The sequence below is a fragment of the Streptomyces deserti genome (assembly GCF_054782695.1).
Genome location: NZ_BAAGRZ010000020.1, coordinates 92,255 through 109,965 on the forward strand (window position 1 = coordinate 92,255; position 17,711 = coordinate 109,965).

Sequence of the window (17,711 nt, forward strand, 5' to 3'; positions counted from 1 at the left end):
AGTCGCGGCCGCGAACCGGCCGCGAACCGCCGGTTGCCTGGCGGGGTGTCAGGCTCTGCGGCGGGCGGCGTCCTCCAGCCACCGCGCGTCGATCTCGCCCTCGGCGACGATCACGGCGGGGCCCGTCATCTCGATCTCGCCGTCGGGGCGTTCGGTGATCACGAGCGTGCCGCCGGGGACGTCCACGGTGTACGTCGCGGGGGTTCCGGTGACCGCCGGGTCGAGGCCGTCGCGGCGGGCGGTGGCCACGGCGACCGCGCACGCGCCCGTGCCGCAGGAGCGGGTCTCGCCGGCGCCGCGCTCGTGCACGCGCAGTGCGACGTGCCGCGGGCCGCGGTCGACCACGAACTCGACGTTCACCCCGTCCGGGTAGGCGGAGGCCGGGCTGAAGGCCGGTGGGGAGAACAGGTCGCCGGCGTGGGCGAGGTCGTCCACGAAGGCCACCGCGTGCGGGTTGCCCATGTTCACGTTCCGCGCGGGCCAGCTGCGCTCGCCGACGCCGACCGTGACGTCGCCTTCGGGGAGCACTGCCTTGCCCATGCCGACGGTGATGTCGCCGTCCTTCGCGATGTGCACGGTCTTCACGCCCCCGCGCGTGGCGACGGCGAGGTCGCCCTCGCCTGCGTGCCCGGCGCGCTGGAGGTAGCGCGCGAACACCCGCACCCCGTTGCCGCACATCTCCGCGATCGAGCCGTCGCCGTTGCGGTAGTCCATGAACCACTCCGCCTCGGCCGCCATGTCCTTGGCCTCGGGGTGCGCGGCGGACCGCACCACGTGCAGCAGTCCGTCACCGCCGATGCCCGCGCGACGGTCGCACAGGGCGGCGACGGCGGCCGGGGGCAGGTCGATGGCGTTCTCGGGGTCCGGGACGATCACGAAGTCGTTCTCGGTGCCGTGCCCCTTGAGGAAGGCGATCCGCGTGCTCATTCCTCGATCGTACGGGGTGGGTACGACAGCCCGCCCCGGGCGGGAGCGTCGGTCAGCGCAGACGCGCCACGCGCCACACGGCGAGCACCACCACGACGGCCACCACCAGGGCGTAGCCGATCACGACCCGCCAGTCGGGTCTGCGTCCCGAGCCCCGGGCCGGCAGCCCCGGCCAGGTGTAGCCGACCCGGCGGGCGGCCATCATGCCCCAACCGGCCGCGCACGAGCAGATCAGCAGCCCCAGCATCGCGATCACCGCGCCGCTGTCGCCGAAGTCGAAGGCGAGCGGGAAGGCGAACATCAGGGAGCCGACCGCGGCCAGGCCCACGATGGGGGCGAGCTGCCAGATACGCAGCCGGCGCTGCGGGCGCAGCTCGACCTCGACCTCCTCGCCGCCCGCGAACATCTCCTCGGGCTCGGGGCCGTCGGCGGTCACACCGCCCTGCGTCTCGTCGGGCCCGTCGGAGCTGAGACGGTCCGCCTCCTGCTCCCGTTCACTCCGCTCGGTGGTGACGGGTTCGGTGCTTTGTGCGGTGTCGCGAGGGCCGGCCTCCATCGCCACGCGCCCTCCCAACTAGGACTCCACTTGGTCGATCGAAGCTCGATGATGGCACGGCACGACAGGCCCGGATGTCGGCCTGGGCGTCCCGATGCCATGACGTGATCAGGCTGTAACCGGTCGTTCGACCAATGACAGCGCGAGCTGCGGAAGTTCTGTGAGATCCGCCGCAGCCCCACTCAACCAGTGCACCCGCGGATCGCGCCTGAACCACGAATCCTGGCGGCGCGCGAAGCGCTTGGTGGCACGGACGGTCTCGGCCCGTGCCTCCTCCAAGGTGCACTCCCCCGCGAGCGCCGCGAGCACCTGCTGGTAGCCGAGTGCGCGCGAGGCCGTACGCCCTTCGCGCAACCCCTGTGCCTCCAGTGCGCGCACCTCGTCGACCAGGCCTGCCTCCCACATCCGGTCGACCCGGCGTGCGATGCGCTCGTCCAGCTCGGGGCGGGCCACGTCGACGCCGATCTGGAGGGTGTCGTAGACGGAGTCGTGGCCGGGAAGGTTGGCGGTGAAGGGTTTGCCGGTGATCTCGATCACCTCCAGGGCTCGGACGATACGGCGGCCGTTGCTCGGCAGGATGGCGCGCGCGGCCTCCGGGTCGGCGGCGGCCAGGCGGGCGTGCAGTGCCCCGGAGCCGCGCAGCGTGAGTTCCTCCTCCAGGCGGGCCCGGAGCTCGGGGTCGGTGCCGGGGAACTCCAGGTTGTCGACGGCCCCGCGGACGTACAGGCCGGAGCCGCCGACCAGGATCGGCCAGCGCCCATCGGCGAGCAGCGCGTCGATCCGCTCCCGGGCGAGCCGCTGGTACTCGGCGACGGACGCGGTGACGGTCACGTCCCAGATGTCCAGGAGGTGGTGCGGGATGCCGCCGCGTTCCTCGGGCGTCAGCTTCGCGGTGCCGATGTCCATCCCTCGGTAGAGCTGCATGGAGTCGGCGTTGACGATCTCACCGCCGAGCTGCTGCGCCAGGAAAACGCCCAGATCGGACTTTCCGGCCGCGGTCGGTCCGACGACGGCGATGACGCGGGGGGCGGGGGGTGCGCTGCTCACCGACCCAGTCTCCCAAACCTCCCACCGTGATCTCGAACGAGTTACGTGACGGTACGGACCCGAGGTCGTTGCCCGTTGCGAGGTTCCTGCCGCCGGATCGCAGAGGCGGCGGCCCGGCCTGCGCAAATGGGCGCACCGGGCAACGCGGGATTTCGCCCGCACGAGTAACGTTGGAGTGGATATGGGCGTTTTTGCACGGCTTCTCCGGAGGTCGAAGGCCACGGAGGAGGCGCCGGCCGCCGAGGCTCGGGCCGACGCGCCGGAAGGCGGGCCCGAGACCGAGGAGAAGGCCGAGGCCGCTGAGGCGAAGGCGTCGGACGGGGCAGCGGAAGCGGCGGAGCCGGCGGCGACGGAGACCGCCGAGGCCACCGACACCGAGAGCGTCGAGATCCCCAAGCAGCAGTCCACCGAAGATGCGGCCGACAACGAGGCCGGCGAGGGCGCCCGCACGTAACTGCCCCCGCGAGGGAAGGTGAAGCATGGGTCTCCTGGACAGCGTGAAGGCCAAGCTGGCCCCGGCCAAGGGCAAGGTCTCCGGCCTCGCGCAGCGGCATGAGGGCAGGATCCAGCACGGCCTCGACAAGGCCGCGCAGGTCGTCGACAAGAGGACCAAGGGCAAGTACAGCGACAAGATCCACAAGGGCACGGGCAGGGCCAAGGAGGCCATGGACCGACTCGCGCACAGGGGCGACAGCGGACCGGACGCGGGCGGCACCACGCCGCCGGCCGCACCACCGCCCACTTCCTGAACGGCACATCGGCGGACGGCCGTGGAGCACGAGGGCTCCCGGCCGTCCGCCGTTGAGGCCGCGCGGACGTTTGAGGGCGCGCGGCGGTGCGCCAGTTTCAGGGCTCGCGGCGGTCCGCCGTTTCAGGAGGGAGGTACGGTCATCGGCCTACGACCGAGTGGCCACGCGCTTCCCGCTCCTACGACCAGGTCGCCACGACGTACCCCACCCCGTACGGCGCGTCCTCGTAGAGCAGCGCGCCCTCGAGGCGCGTGCCCTCGGCCGCGCCCGCGAGGACCTGCCAGGGGGCTCGGCCGGACACCTTGAGTTCGCGGGCCAGCCCCGTGTCCAGCGCCACGAGGGCGTCCGCGTCCGCCGTTCCCAGCGCACGCGCCACCTCCGCGTCGAAGGGTTCCGCCCGCTCGTCGAGATACCCCGGCGCCTTGAGCGTGCGGCACGCGCTGGCGTCGCCCATCACCAGCAGTGCCACCCGCCCGGCCCGACCGGCGATCTCCCCGCCGATCTGAATACACCGCTCGGGCGTAAGAGGTTCCCCCACACCGAGTCCCTCGATCGGGGCGTCGGCCCACCCGGTCCGCTCCAGCAGCCAGGCGGCCACGGCGAGGGAGTACGGCAGCTCCCGCTCCGGCTCCGCGCCCTTGTCCGGGCCCAGCCGTACGTCGAGAGCGACACCGAAGCCACGGAAAGAGCCCTTCGCACCCGCCGGGTACGTCTCGGCCCCGGCACTGTCCGCGGGCCCCACGACCACGAGCCGGTCGGGCCGGGCGGCGGCGAGCACGCCGAGCGCGTCCGTGCACGCGGCCCGCGCGGCGTCCAGCTCGGGTGCGGCGCCCGCGGCGAGCTCGGGCACGAGCAGCGGCGGGCAGGGGCAGACGGCGGCGGCGACAAGCATGATCGGCAGCGTAACCCGGAGCTGTGCCGCGGCTCGCCGTCAGTCCTCGTCGCGGCTCGCCCTCCGTCCTCCGTCCTCCGTCCCAGGCTTGCCCCAAGCCCTCCGTCGCGTCAGTCCTCGATCAGCACGTCCGTCAGGTCGATCACGATCAGGACGAGCACCACGAGCGCGCCGTCGCTGATGACGTACTCGATGAAGAGGTTGCGCGAGAGGGCGATCCCCCGTGTCGCCTCATCGCCGCGTACGGGGTGGGAGAGCTTGTGCCGCGGGTCGGTCACCAGGATGGCCAGACCGCGCTCCAGCACCTCACGCCGGTCGGCGGACAGGCCGTCGCGCACCCGGGCGGCTTCTTCGGTGAACGCAACCCTGTGCGGCAACATCTGACGCTCCCTTCCGCCCGTACTGTGGCATCCCCCTCAGTCGCAGCCGCAGCCGCTTCCCGTGGCGACCGGCAGCGGCTCCGGCACCCCGATCTTCGGCAGGCCCAGCATCACGCCCGCGGGCTTGGCCTGCTCGGCGGCGTTGCGCTTCTCCCAGGCGTCACCCGCGCGCGTGCGGCGCACGTTCAGCACGGGGCCCTCGGCGAGCAGGTGGTGCGGGGCGGCGTAGGTGACCTCGACCGTGACCACGTCGCCGGGGCGGACCTGCTGCTCGGGCTTGGTGAAGTGGACCAGGCGGTTGTCGGGGGCCCGGCCGGACAGGCGGTGGGTGGTGTCGTCCTTGCGGCCCTCGCCCTCGGCGACCATCAGCTCCAGGGTGCGGCCGACCTGCTTCTTGTTCTCCTCCCAGGAGATCTCCTCCTGGAGGGCGACCAGACGCTCGTAACGCTCCTGGACGACCTTCTTGGGGATCTGGTCGTCCATCTCGGCGGCCGGGGTGCCCGGGCGCTTGGAGTACTGGAAGGTGAACGCCTGCGCGAAGCGTGCCTCGCGCACCACGTGCAGGGTCTGCTCGAAGTCCTCCTCGGTCTCGCCGGGGAAGCCCACGATGATGTCGGTCGTGATCGCCGCGTGCGGGATGGCCTCGCGCACCTTGCGGATGATGTTCAGGTACCGCTCCTGGCGGTAGGAGCGGCGCATCGCCTTCAGGACCGTGTCCGAGCCGGACTGCAGCGGCATGTGCAGCTGCGGCATCACGTTCGGCGTCTCGGCCATGGCGGCGATGACGTCGTCGGTGAAGTCGCGCGGGTGCGGGGAGGTGAAGCGCACGCGCTCCAGGCCCTCGATCTTCCCGCAGGCCCGCAGCAGTTTGCTGAAGGCCTCGCGGTCGCCGATGTCGGAGCCGTACGCGTTGACGTTCTGCCCGAGCAGTGTGATCTCGCTGACGCCCTCGGCGACCAGGGCCTCGATCTCGGCGAGGATGTCGCCGGGCCGGCGGTCCTTCTCCTTGCCGCGCAGCGCCGGGACGATGCAGAAGGTGCAGGTGTTGTTGCAGCCGACGGAGATCGACACCCAGGCCGCGTACGCGCTTTCGCGCCGCGTCGGCAGCGTCGAGGGGAACGCCTCCAGCGACTCGGCGATCTCGACCTGCGCCTCCTCCCCCACGCGCGCGCGTTCCAGCAGGACGGGCAGCTTGCCGATGTTGTGCGTACCGAAGACGACGTCCACCCAGGGCGCCCGCTTCACGATGGTGTCGCGGTCCTTCTGCGCCAGGCAGCCGCCGACCGCGATCTGCATCCCGGGACGCTTCGCCTTCTTCGGGGCGAGGTGGCCGAGGTTGCCGTACAGCTTGTTGTCGGCGTTCTCGCGCACGGCGCAGGTGTTGAAGACGACGACGTCCGCGTCGCCGTCCGCGCCCTCGGGCGCGCGCACGTAACCGGCGTCCTCCAGCAGCCCGGCCAATCGCTCGGAGTCGTGGACGTTCATCTGGCACCCGTAGGTGCGTACCTCATACGTGCGCGTGCCGCCCACTGACTGGCTCCGGTCGATGCTGCTCATGGGGACAAGGGTAGGCGGTCCGCGGGAGTGGCCCGGGCCGCCTGTGGACAACGGGGCTCGCGGCCTCACGGCTCTGTCAGGCCCGCGCGGATCGCGTACCGGGTGAGTTCCAGGCGGTCGCGCACGCCGAGTTTCTGGAGGAGATTGGCGCGGTGGCGTTCGACGGTCTTCGCACTGATGAAGAGGAGCTCGGCGATCTCCTTGGAGGTGTGGCCCTCGGCGACCAGTTTGAGGATCTCCTCCTCGCGTTCGGTGATGGCCCGCTGCGGCAGGCCGTCGCCGCGGTGCAGGCGGTCGAGGTAGGAACGGACGAGGGCGCGCTCGGCGCCGGGGTAGATGAACGGCTCGTCGCGTACGGCGGCCCGGCAGGCCTCGACCAGGTCGCGGTCGGCGACCGACTTGAGGACGTAACCGCAGGCGCCGGCCTTGAGGGCCTCGAAGAAGTACTGCTCGTTGTCGTACATGGTCAGGATGAGGATGCGCAGGGCGGGCAGGCGGCGGGAGAGCTCGCGGGCGGCCTGCAGGCCCGTCATGCGGGGCATGGCGACGTCCAGGACGGCCAGGTCCACGGCGGTCTCGCGCGCCCGGGCGACCGCCTCGGCGCCGTCGCCGGCCTCGGCGACGACCGTCAGATCCGGTTCGCCGTCCAGGATGAGGCGTACGCCGCGGCGTACGAGGGTGTGGTCGTCGGCGAGCAGGACGCGGATCGGGGCAGGCATCAGCGGGCTCCTGCCGTCAGAGGTATGCGCAGGCGTACGTCGGTGCCCCGGCCGGGGGCCGGTTCGAGGGTGAGGGCGGCGCCTGTCAGGAGGGCGCGTTCGCGCATGCCGGTGATGCCGGCGCCCTCCTGGGCCCTGCCGAGGCCGGTGCCGTTGTCGCGTACGAGGAGTTCGACGCCGCCGGGGACCGGGCAAAGGCGGAGTTCGGCGCGGTCGGCGGCGGCGTGCCGGGCGGTGTTGGTCAGGGCTTCCTGGGCCACTCGGTAGACCACGAGTTCCGACTCAGGGGTCAGCGGAGGGAGGTCGCCGGGCAGGTGGTGGCGCCCCGTCAGGCCGTGCGTGGTGAACTCGGCCGCGAGCGAGCGCAGCGCGCTGTGCAGGCCGAGCTCCTCCAGGACTCCGGGTCGCAGCCGGCGGGCGATGCGGCGGATCTCGTCCAGCCCGGCCCGGGTGGCCTCCTGCGCCTGGCCGATCTCCTCGCGCAGATCCTCGGGCGCCCGGTCCGCGACCCGCTTCAGCTGGAGCAGGACGGCGGTCAGCGTCTGGCCGACCTCGTCGTGCAGTTCCCGGGCGACGCGGTGGCGTTCGCGCTCCTGGGCGGACAGGGCCCGGGCCGCGCCCGCCGCCCGCTCGGCCTCCAGCCGGTCGAGCATCGTGTTGTACGTCGTGATGAGCTGGGCCGTCTCCGCCGCTCCGGCCACCGCCGCCCGGGCGCCCGGGCGCAGCAGGTCCGCGGTGGCCATGGCCCGGCCGAGCCGCTGCAGCGGGGCGAGTCCGAAGCGCAGCGCGAGCGCGTTGCCGGTCAGCAGCGCCGCGAGGCCGGTGAGGAGGACGAGCGCCTCGCCCGGCAGGACGGGAGTGGACACGGTGACCGGGCCCAGCAGGTGCGCGGTGGCGGCGACGAGGCCCGCGGCGTTGAGCGAGAAGATCCGCCAGAACAACGACACGTTCCTGCTCCCGCTCCTTTCCGCGTCAGCGTCCGCGTCCGCGTCCGCGCGCAGCACAGCCGGCACCAGCCTGTCCGCCCGCAGCCGGCCGCGTATATCCGTGACGAGACCCATATCGCCACCGTACGGGGGATGGCAGCATGCGGAGTTGACCGGTCCGATCACCCACACATCACCTGTCACACATACGCCGGGAATCCGGTCGCCGGCTCCACACGTACACCGAGGAAACAAGGGGAAGAAACGTGTCCGCTCCGCGCCTGAGGGCGACGCCGCTGCCAGGGATAGGGGTCCAGTACGACCTGGTCACCCGGGAACACCGCCACCTGTCGGTGGTGGCCCACCGGGACGGCACCCGCACGGTGAGCGTGTACCGCGCCGACGACCCCGACTCCTGCGCCCAGTCGCTGCGGCTGACCAGCGCGGAGGCGGGCTCGCTGATCGACGCGCTGAAGCCGTCCCACCACAGCGCGAGCCTGCTGTACACCTCGGACCTGGGGCTGGTCGCCGAGCGGATCGAGGTGGCCGCGACCTCGCACTGGAACGGGCGGGTGCTGGGCGACACCCGGTTGCGGACCGAGACGGGCACGTCGGTGGTGGCGGTGCTGCGCCGCGCCGAGGCGATCCCGTCGCCGGCGCCGGGCTTCCGGCTGGCGGGCGGGGACATCCTCATCGTCATCGGCACCCGCGAGGGCGTCGACGGCGCCGCGGCGATTCTCGGGCGGGAGTGAGCCGGTGCACTCGTCCGCGGTCCTGCTGATCGAGTTCGGCTCCATCATCCTCGGCCTCGGCCTGCTCGGCCGGGTCGCCGCCCGCTTCCAGCTGTCCCCCATCCCGCTGTACCTGCTGGCCGGTCTGGCCTTCGGCGAGGGCGGCCTACTGCCGCTGGGCGCGAGCGAGGAGTTCGTCGCCATCGGCGCCGAGATCGGCGTCATCCTGCTGCTGTTGATGCTGGGCCTGGAGTACACGGCGAGCGATCTGGTCTCCAACCTCAAGGCCCACTACCCGTCCGGTCTCGTCGACTGCGCGCTCAACGCCGTACCGGGCGCGGTGGCGGCACTGCTGCTGGGCTGGGGGCCGGTGGCCGCCGTCGTCCTCGCCGGGGTCACCTGGATCTCGTCGTCCGGGGTGATCGCCAAGGTGCTCGGCGATCTGGGCCGGGTCGGCAACCGGGAGACGCCGGTGATCCTCAGCGTCCTGGTGCTGGAGGACCTGGCGATGGCGGTGTACCTGCCCATCGTCACGGCGCTGGTGGCGGGCGCCGGGCTGCTGGCGGGGAGCGTGACGCTGGCGGTCGCGCTGGGCGCGGCCGGGCTGGTGCTGTTCGTGGCGGTGCGCTACGGCCGGGTGATCTCCCGGTTCGTCTCCAGCGACGACCCGGAGAAGCTGCTGCTGGTCGTGCTGGGCCTGACGATCCTGGTCGCGGGCGTCGCGCAGCAGCTGCAGGTGTCGGCGGCGGTCGGGGCCTTCCTGGTGGGCATCGCGCTGTCCGGGGAGGTGGCGGAGGGTGCGCACACGTTGCTGAGCCCCCTTCGAGACCTCTTCGCCGCGGTGTTCTTCGTCTTCTTCGGGCTGCACACCGACCCGGCCAGCATCCCGCCCGTGCTGCTGCCCGCCCTCGCGCTCGCCGTCCTCACGGCCGTGACGAAGATCGCCACCGGCTACTGGGCGGCCCGGCGGGCCGGGATCTCCGTCAGGGGCCGCTGGCGCGCGGGCGGGGCTCTGGTGGCGCGCGGCGAGTTCTCGATCGTCATCGCCGGGCTGGCGGTCTCGGCGGGCATCGAACCGTCCCTGGGTCCCCTGGCCACGGCGTACGTCCTCATCCTGGTCATCCTCGGGCCCCTCACGGCCCGCTACACCGAGCCGCTGGCGAGCTGGTGGACGCGACGCCGCTCGGCCGGGGGCCCCGATGCCCAGGGGGGTGCGCGGCAGGCCGCGGGGGCGGAGGCTTCCGTACGCGAGTGAGGTGCGGGCGGCGGCGGACGTCGGCTGAGCCCTGGTGGGCGGCGACTGGGCACCGCTCGTCAGGGGGTCCCTGTCAAAGGTCCCTGCCAGGGGCCCCCGTCAGGGGTCCCCGTCACGCACCCCCGCCCGGCACCCACCCCTGCCGTCGCAGTACGGCCGACACGTCCGGGGCCTCGTAGTGCTCCCCCTTGAGGACCTTGCCGTCGGAGCGGCGGGCGATGTGGCCGTCGGGCCCCAGTTTCGTCATGTTGGAACGGTGGATCTCGGCGATCACCGCGTCGAGGTCGATGCCGTGGACGAGGGCGGTGCCGTACGCGACGTAGACGACGTCGGCCAGTTCGTGCGCGAGTCGGTCGAGCGGGCCCTTCACCGACACCTCGGCGACCTCCGCGGCCTCCTCCGCGAGCAGCTCGCCGCGGTGGGCGGCCAGTTCCGGCGAGACCTCGGTCGGTGTGTCGCGGGCGTCCAGCCCGAAGGCGAGGTGGAATTCACGGACCAGGTCGGCGGGCGAGGAGCTCATGCGGCGACTGTAGCGGCCGCCCGTGACAGTGCCCCTCCTCCCCTGTGACAGCCCACTCTGGGTGCCCGCCCTGGTCAGGGCGGCGCACCAGCTGGCAGGATCTCGCGCATGTCCATGGTGTTGTCCCGTATCGGCAGGCGCCGGGTCCTGCAGGGCGCGGCCGCCGGTGTCGTCGCACTGGGGCTGCTGCTGTGGTGGCTGCTGCCCTGGGGGGAGGAGCCGCCGGGCGGGTCGATCGCGTTCAGCACGGGCACGCGCGCGGGGGTCTACCAGAAGTACGGCGACCTGCTGCGCAAGGAGCTCGACAAGGACATGCCGGGCCTGCAGGTGGACCTGCAGACCAGCGCGGGCTCGCAGGAGAACGTCAAGCGCGTGGCCACCGGCGAGGCCGACTTCACGATCGCCGCGGCCGACGCGGTGGAGACGTACAAGATCGAAGGCGGCGCCGGTGCCGACCGGCTGCGCGGAGTCGCCCGTCTCTACGACGACTACGTGCAGCTCGTCGTCCCGCCGGACTCGGACATTCGCTCCGTCGCGGATCTGCGGGGCAAGCGTGTGGCCATAGGGCTGCCCGACTCGGGTGTACGGCTGATCGCCAACGGTGTGCTCAGGGCGGCCGGCATCGATCCGGAGAAGGACATCACGCCCTCGTCGGAGGGCATCGACATCGGCCCCAAACGGCTGGGGCACGGCCTGGACGCGTTCTTCTGGTCGGGCGGGCTGCCGACGGGCGGTCTGGAGCGGCTCGCCGAGAAGTCCACGTTCCGGTTCGTGCCGATCGACGCCGCCCTCGTCGCCAAGTTGCACGAGCAGGGCGGTGCCACGCGCTACTACCGCGCCACCAACATGCCGGAGACGGCCTACCCCACCATCCAGAACGGCAAGTCCGTGCCGACGCTGGCGGTGTCCAACCTGCTGGTGACGCGCGAGGACATGGATCCCCGGCTCACCGAGTGGCTGACCCGGACCGTGATCAAGAGCCGGGACCGCATCGGCGACCGCGTTCACTCCGCCCAGCTGGTCGACGTACGCACGGCGATCTACACCGACCCGCTGCAGCTGCACGAGGGCGCCCGGCGCTACTACCGTTCGGTCAAGCCGTAACGACCCCACCGGTCGTCGACGACGCCCGCGCGGCTCACCAACGACGGGTGGCGAACGGGCTGGGGCGAGTCGCGAAGCGGCGGGAGTTGTTGGTGAGCCGACGGGACGGTTCGTGAACCGGCGAGACTTCACGACCCGTTCCAGCCCGTTCGCGAACGACTCCCGCCGACTCGTGAACGACCCCCACCGGCTCGTGAACGACTCACACCGCCTCACCAACAACTCCGGCCGCGTCACGAACAGCCGCCGCGCGTCACGATCCGCCCCCGCGTACTCACCAGCAGCTCTGCCGCTTCGCGACCCGCCTCGCCCGTTCACCACCAGCTCCCGCCGGTCGTCGACGACTCCCACCGGCTCACCAGCAACTCTCGCCGGTCCACGTGGCCCCCACCCGTTCCCGAACGCCCCCCACCGGCTCGCGAACGACTCCCGCCCGTTCCCGAACGACTCCGGCCGGTTCACATCCCACCTCTGCCGATTCACGCCATCCCACCTCTGCCGATTCACACCATCGGCGCCGACCTCGGCACCCTCACCGTCACCTTCAGCCCGTGCGGCTCGTGGTGGTCGTACGTGATCGAGCCGCCGCCCGCCGCGAGCAGCGCCCGTGAGATGGACAGGCCGAGGCCCGAGCCCTTGATGTTCTGGTGGCGGCCGCTGCGCCAGAAGCGGTCGCCGATGCGGGTGAGTTCCTCGTCGGTCAGCCCGGGGCCGTTGTCGGTGACGACGACGGTCGTGGTGTCGCCGTCGGAGGCGACGGTGACCTCGACGGTCTCGTCCCTGGGCGTGAACTTCACCGCGTTGTCGATCACCGCGTCCAGCGCGCTGGACAGGGCGACCGGGTCGGCCCAGGCCGTGGTGGGCGGGCAGTCGCCCACCAGTCGTACGCCCTTGGCCTCCGCGGTCGGGGACCAGGCCGCGACGCGCTCGGCGGCGAGCGCGCCGATGTCGGTGACCCTCAGGTCGGCCTCGGTGTGCTCGGCCAGCGCCAGGTCGAGCAGGTCGTCCAGGACCTGCGCGAGGCGCTTGCCCTCGGCCTGGACCGAGGCGATCTCCTCGTTGCCCTCGGGCAGTTCGAGGGCGAGCAGTTCGATGCGCAGCAGTAGCGCCGAGAGCGGGTTGCGCAGCTGGTGCGAGGCGTCGGCGACGAAGGCGCGCTGCTGCTCCAGCACGTTCTCGACGTTGTCCGCCATCTCGTTGAACGACCGGGCCAGCCGCCTGAGTTCCGGCGGTCCCCCGGCGGCGGCGACCCGGGACTTCAGCCGCCCGGTGGCGATGTCGTGGGTGGTGGCGTCCAGGACGCGTACGGGCCTGAGCACCCAGCCGGTCAGCCGCAGCGCGGCACCGACGGCGAGCAGCATCGCGGCGGCCTCGCCCGCGCCGATCACCAGCCAGCCGTGCAGGGTGCGCGAGCGCATTGGCCCGGTGGGCGAGTCGGTGACCACCACCGCGACGACGTCACCGTCCCGGATGACCGGCGAGGCGACGACGAGACGCCGCCGCTGCCAGGGCCACACCTGCTCCGGGTCGTGGCTGCGACGGCTGAGCAGCGCCTCGTCGAAGGCGTCGCGCACCTCGCCCGTCTCGGGGAGGAACCAGTTCGGCGCGTGGGCCATGGGCGCGTCGGTGCGGTAGAAGACGCCGGCCCGGATGCCGTAGACCCTGTAGTAGCTGTTGAGTTCGCTCTGCAGGGTCTCCCGCCGCTCGTTCCTGGCCGCGGCGGGAGACGCCGTGGGCGTCTCGGTGACGAACTGGGCGAGGGCCGCGAAGCGCGCCGTGTCGTCGATGCGGTCGACGACGACCCTCTGCTGCTGGGCGCCGGCCAGGCTGACGGCGAGCGGGATGCCGAGCGCGAGCAGCACGGCCGCCATCAGGACGATGAGCAGCGGGAGCAGTCGTGTGCGCACCCGGCCCCGCTACCCGGTAGGCGCGACGAGCCGGTAGCCGACCCCGCGCACGGTCTCGATGAGGGCGGGCATGCGCAGCTTGGCGCGCAGGGACGCGACGTGCACCTCCAGCGTGCGCCCGGTCCCCTCCCAGCTGGTGCGCCACACCTCGCTGATGATCTGCTCCCGGCGGAAGACCACTCCGGGGCGCTGCGCGAGCAGTGCGAGGAGGTCGAACTCCTTGCGGGTGAGCTGGATGACCGCACCGTCGACGCTGACCTGCCGCGTCGGCAGCTGGATGTGGACGGGGCCGAGGCGCAGTTCGGTCTCGATACCGCTCTGGGTGTCCTCGTGGGCGGTGCGCCGGCTGACGGCGTGGATCCGCGCGAGCAGCTCTCCAGTGTCGTACGGCTTCACCACGTAGTCGTCGGCGCCGAGGTTGAGGCCGTGGATGCGGGAGCGGACGTCGGAACGTGCGGTGACCATGATCACCGGGGTGCTGGTGCGCTTGCGGATCTTGCTGCAGACCTCGTATCCGTCCTGGTCGGGCAGGCCCAGGTCGAGGAGGACGACGCCGAAGCCGTTGCCCTCGGGGACGAGCGCCTGGAGGGCCTCCTCACCGCTGCGCGCGTGGGTGACGTCGAAGCCGTGCCGGGCCAGGACCGCCGACAGAGCTGCCGCCACGTGGTTGTCGTCCTCGACGAGCAGCAGTCTCATCCGGGCCCCCTTCGGTTCATCGGCCGTACGATCTGGGTGTGTACAAAAAGGCGTGCACGCGCGCGCGTGCACCTTGTGCAGTCACGCTGATGGATGAGGACGGCGTCAAGAGGGTTCCGGTTGCGCGCCGCTTCCGTTACCCGGCCGATATGAGCCCTGCTCATAAGTGCTACGACACGTGTCCGATTGCTATCGGATCGTGATGCTCAGATTCCCCTCAAGACTAATGACGCAGGTCGTAGAGGGTTACTACTGTCCTCCGAAACCGAGGAGGACGGAGCCTGAGAGCGATGACCGAAGTATCGGTGGCCAAGGAAGATGTGGCCGCGACCGGCGAACTGGTCGTCCTGAAGAGCGTCAACAAGCACTTCGGCGCGTTGCACGTTCTCCAGGACATCGACCTGACCATCGCCCGCGGTGAAGTCGTCGTCGTGATCGGACCCTCTGGGTCCGGCAAGTCCACCCTGTGCCGCACCATCAACCGCCTGGAGACGATCGACTCCGGCACGATCTCGATCGACGGCAAGCCGCTGCCCGCCGAGGGCAAGGAGCTGGCCCGGCTGCGGGCCGACGTCGGGATGGTCTTCCAGTCCTTCAACCTCTTCGCGCACAAGACCGTGCTCGAGAACGTCACGCTGGGTCAGATCAAGGTCCGCAAGAAGGACAAGAAGCAGGCCGAGGAGCGGGCCCGGGCCCTGCTCGACCGGGTCGGCGTCACCGCACAGGCCGACAAGTACCCGGCGCAGCTGTCCGGTGGTCAGCAGCAGCGCGTCGCCATCGCGCGGGCCCTGGCCATGGAACCGAAGGTCATGCTCTTCGACGAGCCGACGTCGGCGCTCGACCCGGAGATGATCAACGAGGTCCTGGAGGTCATGCAGCAGCTCGCCCGCGACGGTATGACCATGATCGTCGTCACCCACGAGATGGGTTTCGCACGATCGGCGGCAAACCGCGTGGTGTTCATGGCGGACGGCCGCATCGTCGAGGAGGCTGCGCCCGACCAGTTCTTCAGCAATCCGCGCAGCGACCGCGCCAAGGACTTCCTGTCCAAGATCCTGCACCACTGACGGCGCACGTCGCGTCCCCCGCGACGACCCGCGTCACCCGCATCCACGGCTTTCATCGACGGCTTTCTCTTCACGGCAAAGGATGTTCACCATGAAGTTCCGCAAGGTCACCGCTGCCTCAGCCACCGTGTTCGCTCTCGCCCTCACCGCAACCGCGTGCGGCGGTGACAACGGAGACGGTGGCGGCTCCGGCTCCGGTGGTGGCAAGACGATCAGCGTCGGCATCAAGTTCGACCAGCCCGGCCTCGGTCAGAAGACACCGCAGGGTTACGCCGGCTTCGACGTCGACGTCGCCACGTACGTCGCCAAGAAGCTCGGCTATGACGCGGACCAGATCGAGTGGAAGGAAGCGAAGAGCGCCGACCGCGAGACCATGCTCCAGCGCGGTGACGTCGACTTCATCGCCGCGACGTACTCGATCACCCCGGAGCGCCAGGAGAAGGTCGACTTCGCCGGCCCCTACCTGCTGGCGCACCAGGACGTGCTGATCCGCGCCGACGACAACTCCATCAAGTCGCCGGCTGACCTCAACAACAAGAAGCTGTGCTCGGTGGTCGGCTCGACCTCGGCGCAGAACGTCAAGGAGAAGCTGGCGCCCAAGGCCGACCTGCAGACGTACCCGACGTACTCGGCGTGCCTGAGCGGCCTGCAGAACAACGCGATCGACGCGCTGACCACCGACGACTCTATCCTCGCCGGTTACGCCGCCCAGTCGCAGTTCAAGGGCAAGTTCAAGCTCGGCGGCTTCAAGATGACCAACGAGAACTACGGCATCGGCGTCAAGAAGGGCAGCGACCTCAAGGACAAGATCAACAAGGCGCTCGAGGACATGGTCGCCGACAACTCCTGGCAGAAGGCCGTGGAGAAGAACTTCGGTCCGGCCAACTACAAGTACGAGCCCGCGCCGAAGATCGGCGAGATCAAGAGCTGAGGCAGCGCCTGACGGGTGTGCCGCCCTTCGGGGCGGCACACCGGGGTATCCCTACACGCGGAAGCGCGGAACACCGTGTTCGACTTTCTTTCTGACTACGACGTGCTGGGAGCCTTCTGGACGACGGTGCAGCTCGCCCTGCTCTCCGCCGTCGGCTCCTTGATCTGGGGCACCTTGCTGGCCGCCATGCGGGTGGGCCCGGTGCCGTTGATGCGCGGTTTCGGGGCCGCCTACGTGAACCTCGTGCGGAACATCCCGCTGACCGTGATCATCCTGTTCACCTCGCTCGGCCTCAACCAGACCCTGAACATCAGCCTCGGAGCGGAGGGCTTCGAGGCGATCAACTTCCGCCTCGCCGTGCTCGGTCTGATCGTCTACACCTCCGCCTTCGTGTGCGAGGCGCTGCGGTCCGGCATCAACACGGTGCCGGTCGGGCAGGCCGAGGCGGCCCGGGCCATCGGCCTCAGCTTCTCCCAGGTACTGGGCCTGGTCGTGCTGCCGCAGGCGTTCCGTTCGGTGGTCGGCCCGCTGACGAACGTACTGATCGCGCTGACGAAGAACACCACGGTGGCCGCCGCGATCGGTGTCGCGGAAGCGGCGTTGCTGATGAAGGAGATGATCGAGAACGAGGCGCAGCTGCTGCTCATCTCCGCGATCATCGCGTTCGGTTTCGTGTGCCTGACGCTGCCGACCGGTCTGATCCTCGGCTGGGTGGGCAAGAAGGTGGCGGTGAAGCGATGAGCTCGATCCTCTACGACGCCCAGGGCCCCCGCGCCAAGCGGCGCAATGTCGTGTTCACGGTGGTCTTCCTGGTCGCCCTCGTGGCCCTGATGTGGTGGGTGCTCAGCACCCTCAGGGACAAGGGCCAGCTGGAGTGGGCGCAGTGGAAGCCCTTCCTCGCCGGCACCGAGGCCTGGACCACGTACATCCTGCCGGGCCTTGCGAACACCCTGAAGGCCGCGGCGGTCTCCGTCATCATCGCGCTGCCGCTCGGCGCCGTCCTGGGCATCGCGCGGCTGTCGGACCACGTGTGGATCAGGGTGCCGGCCACGGTCGTGGTCGAGTTCTTCCGGGCCATCCCCGTCCTGGTCCTGATGATCTTCGGGAACGCGCTGTTCGCCGCGTACACCAACGTCCCTTCGGACGACCGTCCGCTGTACGCGGTCGTCACCGGTCTGGTGCTCTACAACTCCTCGGTCCTCGCGGAGATCGTCCGGGCGGGCATCCTGGCCCTGCCCAAGGGTCAGTCCGAGGCGGCGATGGCCATCGGTCTGCGCAAGGGTCAGTTGATGCGGCTCGTCCTGCTGCCGCAGGCGGTCACCGCGATGCTGCCGGCCATCGTCAGCCAGCTCGTCGTGATCGTGAAGGACACGGCCCTCGGCGGCGCGGTCCTCACCTTCCCCGAACTGCTGGCCTCGGCCAGCACGATGAGCGGCTACTACGGCGCGAACGTCATCGCCAGCTTCACGGTCGTGGCCGTGGTCTTCATCGCGGTCAACTTCGCGCTGACGAGTTTCGCGAGCTGGCTGGAGCGCAGGCTGCGGCGCAGCAAGCGGAGCACGGGCGCGGTCCTCGGTACCGAGGACGTCGAGGACCTCAACGCGGCCGAGGCCGCGGGCCATGGGGCGGGTGCCAAGCGCACCACCTGATGGCGAGTCAAGCGAGCACGGTGCAAGGGGCAGTGGCGCGATCGCCACTGCCCCTTCGTGGTCGGGGCTGACAACAGGGGCAGCTTCCCGGACCAGGC

20 protein-coding genes are annotated in these 17,711 nt (G+C 70.8%); 9 read left to right on the forward strand and 11 right to left on the reverse strand.

The features are described 5' to 3' along the window. Positions 1-48: 48 nt before the first annotated feature. From dapF to miaA, 3 genes are all read right to left on the reverse strand, one after another. Positions 49-927: a diaminopimelate epimerase gene (gene dapF / locus ACYVMZ_RS27555; protein WP_461084236.1), complete on the reverse strand. Its 879-nt coding sequence runs from the start codon at positions 925-927 to the stop codon at positions 49-51. 52 nt (positions 928-979) lie between these two features. Further along, positions 980-1,483 carry a hypothetical protein gene (locus ACYVMZ_RS27560; RefSeq protein WP_461084311.1) on the reverse strand — a complete coding sequence of 168 codons (504 nt, stop codon included), beginning with the start codon at positions 1,481-1,483 and terminating at the stop codon, positions 980-982. 108 nt (positions 1,484-1,591) lie between these two features. Then, the gene (miaA, locus tag ACYVMZ_RS27565; RefSeq protein WP_461084238.1) at positions 1,592-2,530 is read right to left on the reverse strand and encodes a tRNA (adenosine(37)-N6)-dimethylallyltransferase MiaA; all 939 of its coding nucleotides are present in this window, start codon (positions 2,528-2,530) and stop codon (positions 1,592-1,594) included. Between the two features lie 181 nt (positions 2,531-2,711). Here miaA and ACYVMZ_RS27570 point away from each other — a divergent pair, with 181 nt between their 5' ends. Further along, the gene (locus tag ACYVMZ_RS27570; protein ID WP_461084240.1) at positions 2,712-2,984 is read left to right on the forward strand and encodes a hypothetical protein; all 273 of its coding nucleotides are present in this window, start codon (positions 2,712-2,714) and stop codon (positions 2,982-2,984) included. Positions 2,985-3,009: 25 nt separating this feature from the next. Next, positions 3,010-3,279 (forward strand): antitoxin, encoded by a 270-nt coding sequence (locus ACYVMZ_RS27575; RefSeq protein WP_461084242.1) that lies wholly within the window; start codon positions 3,010-3,012, stop codon positions 3,277-3,279. A gap of 178 nt (positions 3,280-3,457) precedes the next feature. On the opposite strand, the gene ACYVMZ_RS27580 is transcribed toward ACYVMZ_RS27575, so the two are convergent. The 5 genes from ACYVMZ_RS27580 to ACYVMZ_RS27600 all read right to left on the reverse strand — a co-directional run bounded on the left by ACYVMZ_RS27580 (position 3,458) and on the right by ACYVMZ_RS27600 (position 7,774). Then, entirely contained in the window at positions 3,458-4,171 is a 714-nt protein-coding gene (locus ACYVMZ_RS27580) for a class III extradiol dioxygenase subunit B-like domain-containing protein (RefSeq protein ID WP_461084244.1), read from the reverse strand. A gap of 110 nt (positions 4,172-4,281) precedes the next feature. After that, the gene (locus ACYVMZ_RS27585; protein ID WP_461084246.1) at positions 4,282-4,551 is read right to left on the reverse strand and encodes a hypothetical protein; all 270 of its coding nucleotides are present in this window, start codon (positions 4,549-4,551) and stop codon (positions 4,282-4,284) included. 36 nt (positions 4,552-4,587) lie between these two features. After that, positions 4,588-6,108 (reverse strand): tRNA (N6-isopentenyl adenosine(37)-C2)-methylthiotransferase MiaB, encoded by a 1,521-nt coding sequence (miaB, locus tag ACYVMZ_RS27590; RefSeq protein ID WP_461084248.1) that lies wholly within the window; start codon positions 6,106-6,108, stop codon positions 4,588-4,590. A gap of 65 nt (positions 6,109-6,173) precedes the next feature. Beyond that, a complete protein-coding gene (locus tag ACYVMZ_RS27595) occupies positions 6,174-6,827 on the reverse strand; it encodes a response regulator (RefSeq protein ID WP_461084250.1) in 654 nt (217 codons plus the stop codon). Then, positions 6,827-7,774: a sensor histidine kinase gene (locus ACYVMZ_RS27600; RefSeq protein ID WP_461084313.1), complete on the reverse strand. Its 948-nt coding sequence runs from the start codon at positions 7,772-7,774 to the stop codon at positions 6,827-6,829. Before ACYVMZ_RS27600 ends, ACYVMZ_RS27595 begins: the two co-directional genes overlap by 1 nt. A gap of 245 nt (positions 7,775-8,019) precedes the next feature. Here ACYVMZ_RS27600 and ACYVMZ_RS27605 point away from each other — a divergent pair, with 245 nt between their 5' ends. Both ACYVMZ_RS27605 and ACYVMZ_RS27610 read left to right on the forward strand, forming a co-directional pair. Next, entirely contained in the window at positions 8,020-8,505 is a 486-nt protein-coding gene (locus ACYVMZ_RS27605; protein WP_461084252.1) for a cation:proton antiporter regulatory subunit, read from the forward strand. Between the two features lie 4 nt (positions 8,506-8,509). Continuing rightward, complete coding sequence (locus tag ACYVMZ_RS27610) at positions 8,510-9,739, forward strand: cation:proton antiporter (protein ID WP_461084254.1); 1,230 nt, start codon at positions 8,510-8,512, stop codon at positions 9,737-9,739. Between the two features lie 112 nt (positions 9,740-9,851). On the opposite strand, the gene ACYVMZ_RS27615 is transcribed toward ACYVMZ_RS27610, so the two are convergent. Then, positions 9,852-10,259 carry a pyrophosphohydrolase domain-containing protein gene (locus ACYVMZ_RS27615; RefSeq protein WP_461084256.1) on the reverse strand — a complete coding sequence of 136 codons (408 nt, stop codon included), beginning with the start codon at positions 10,257-10,259 and terminating at the stop codon, positions 9,852-9,854. Positions 10,260-10,367: 108 nt separating this feature from the next. On the opposite strand from ACYVMZ_RS27615, the gene ACYVMZ_RS27620 reads away from it, so the two are divergent. Beyond that, entirely contained in the window at positions 10,368-11,363 is a 996-nt protein-coding gene (locus ACYVMZ_RS27620) for a TAXI family TRAP transporter solute-binding subunit (RefSeq protein ID WP_461084258.1), read from the forward strand. 503 nt (positions 11,364-11,866) lie between these two features. Here ACYVMZ_RS27620 and ACYVMZ_RS27625 read toward each other — a convergent pair. Together ACYVMZ_RS27625 and ACYVMZ_RS27630 are read right to left on the reverse strand one after the other, a co-directional pair. Further along, complete coding sequence (locus ACYVMZ_RS27625) at positions 11,867-13,270, reverse strand: sensor histidine kinase (RefSeq protein ID WP_461084260.1); 1,404 nt, start codon at positions 13,268-13,270, stop codon at positions 11,867-11,869. 9 nt (positions 13,271-13,279) lie between these two features. After that, positions 13,280-13,966: a response regulator transcription factor gene (locus ACYVMZ_RS27630; RefSeq protein WP_461084262.1), complete on the reverse strand. Its 687-nt coding sequence runs from the start codon at positions 13,964-13,966 to the stop codon at positions 13,280-13,282. Between the two features lie 290 nt (positions 13,967-14,256). On the opposite strand from ACYVMZ_RS27630, the gene ACYVMZ_RS27635 reads away from it, so the two are divergent. The 4 genes from ACYVMZ_RS27635 (at position 14,257) to ACYVMZ_RS27650 (ending at position 17,613) form a co-directional block, all read left to right on the forward strand. Beyond that, entirely contained in the window at positions 14,257-15,033 is a 777-nt protein-coding gene (locus ACYVMZ_RS27635; RefSeq protein ID WP_461084264.1) for an amino acid ABC transporter ATP-binding protein, read from the forward strand. A 91-nt stretch (positions 15,034-15,124) separates the two neighbouring features. Then, positions 15,125-15,964 carry a glutamate ABC transporter substrate-binding protein gene (locus ACYVMZ_RS27640; RefSeq protein WP_461084266.1) on the forward strand — a complete coding sequence of 280 codons (840 nt, stop codon included), beginning with the start codon at positions 15,125-15,127 and terminating at the stop codon, positions 15,962-15,964. Positions 15,965-16,039: 75 nt separating this feature from the next. After that, positions 16,040-16,705 carry an amino acid ABC transporter permease gene (locus tag ACYVMZ_RS27645; protein ID WP_461084268.1) on the forward strand — a complete coding sequence of 222 codons (666 nt, stop codon included), beginning with the start codon at positions 16,040-16,042 and terminating at the stop codon, positions 16,703-16,705. Then, positions 16,702-17,613: an amino acid ABC transporter permease gene (locus ACYVMZ_RS27650; protein WP_461084270.1), complete on the forward strand. Its 912-nt coding sequence runs from the start codon at positions 16,702-16,704 to the stop codon at positions 17,611-17,613. The genes ACYVMZ_RS27645 and ACYVMZ_RS27650 overlap by 4 nt, the downstream gene beginning before the upstream one ends. The last annotated feature ends 98 nt before the right edge of the window (positions 17,614-17,711 follow it).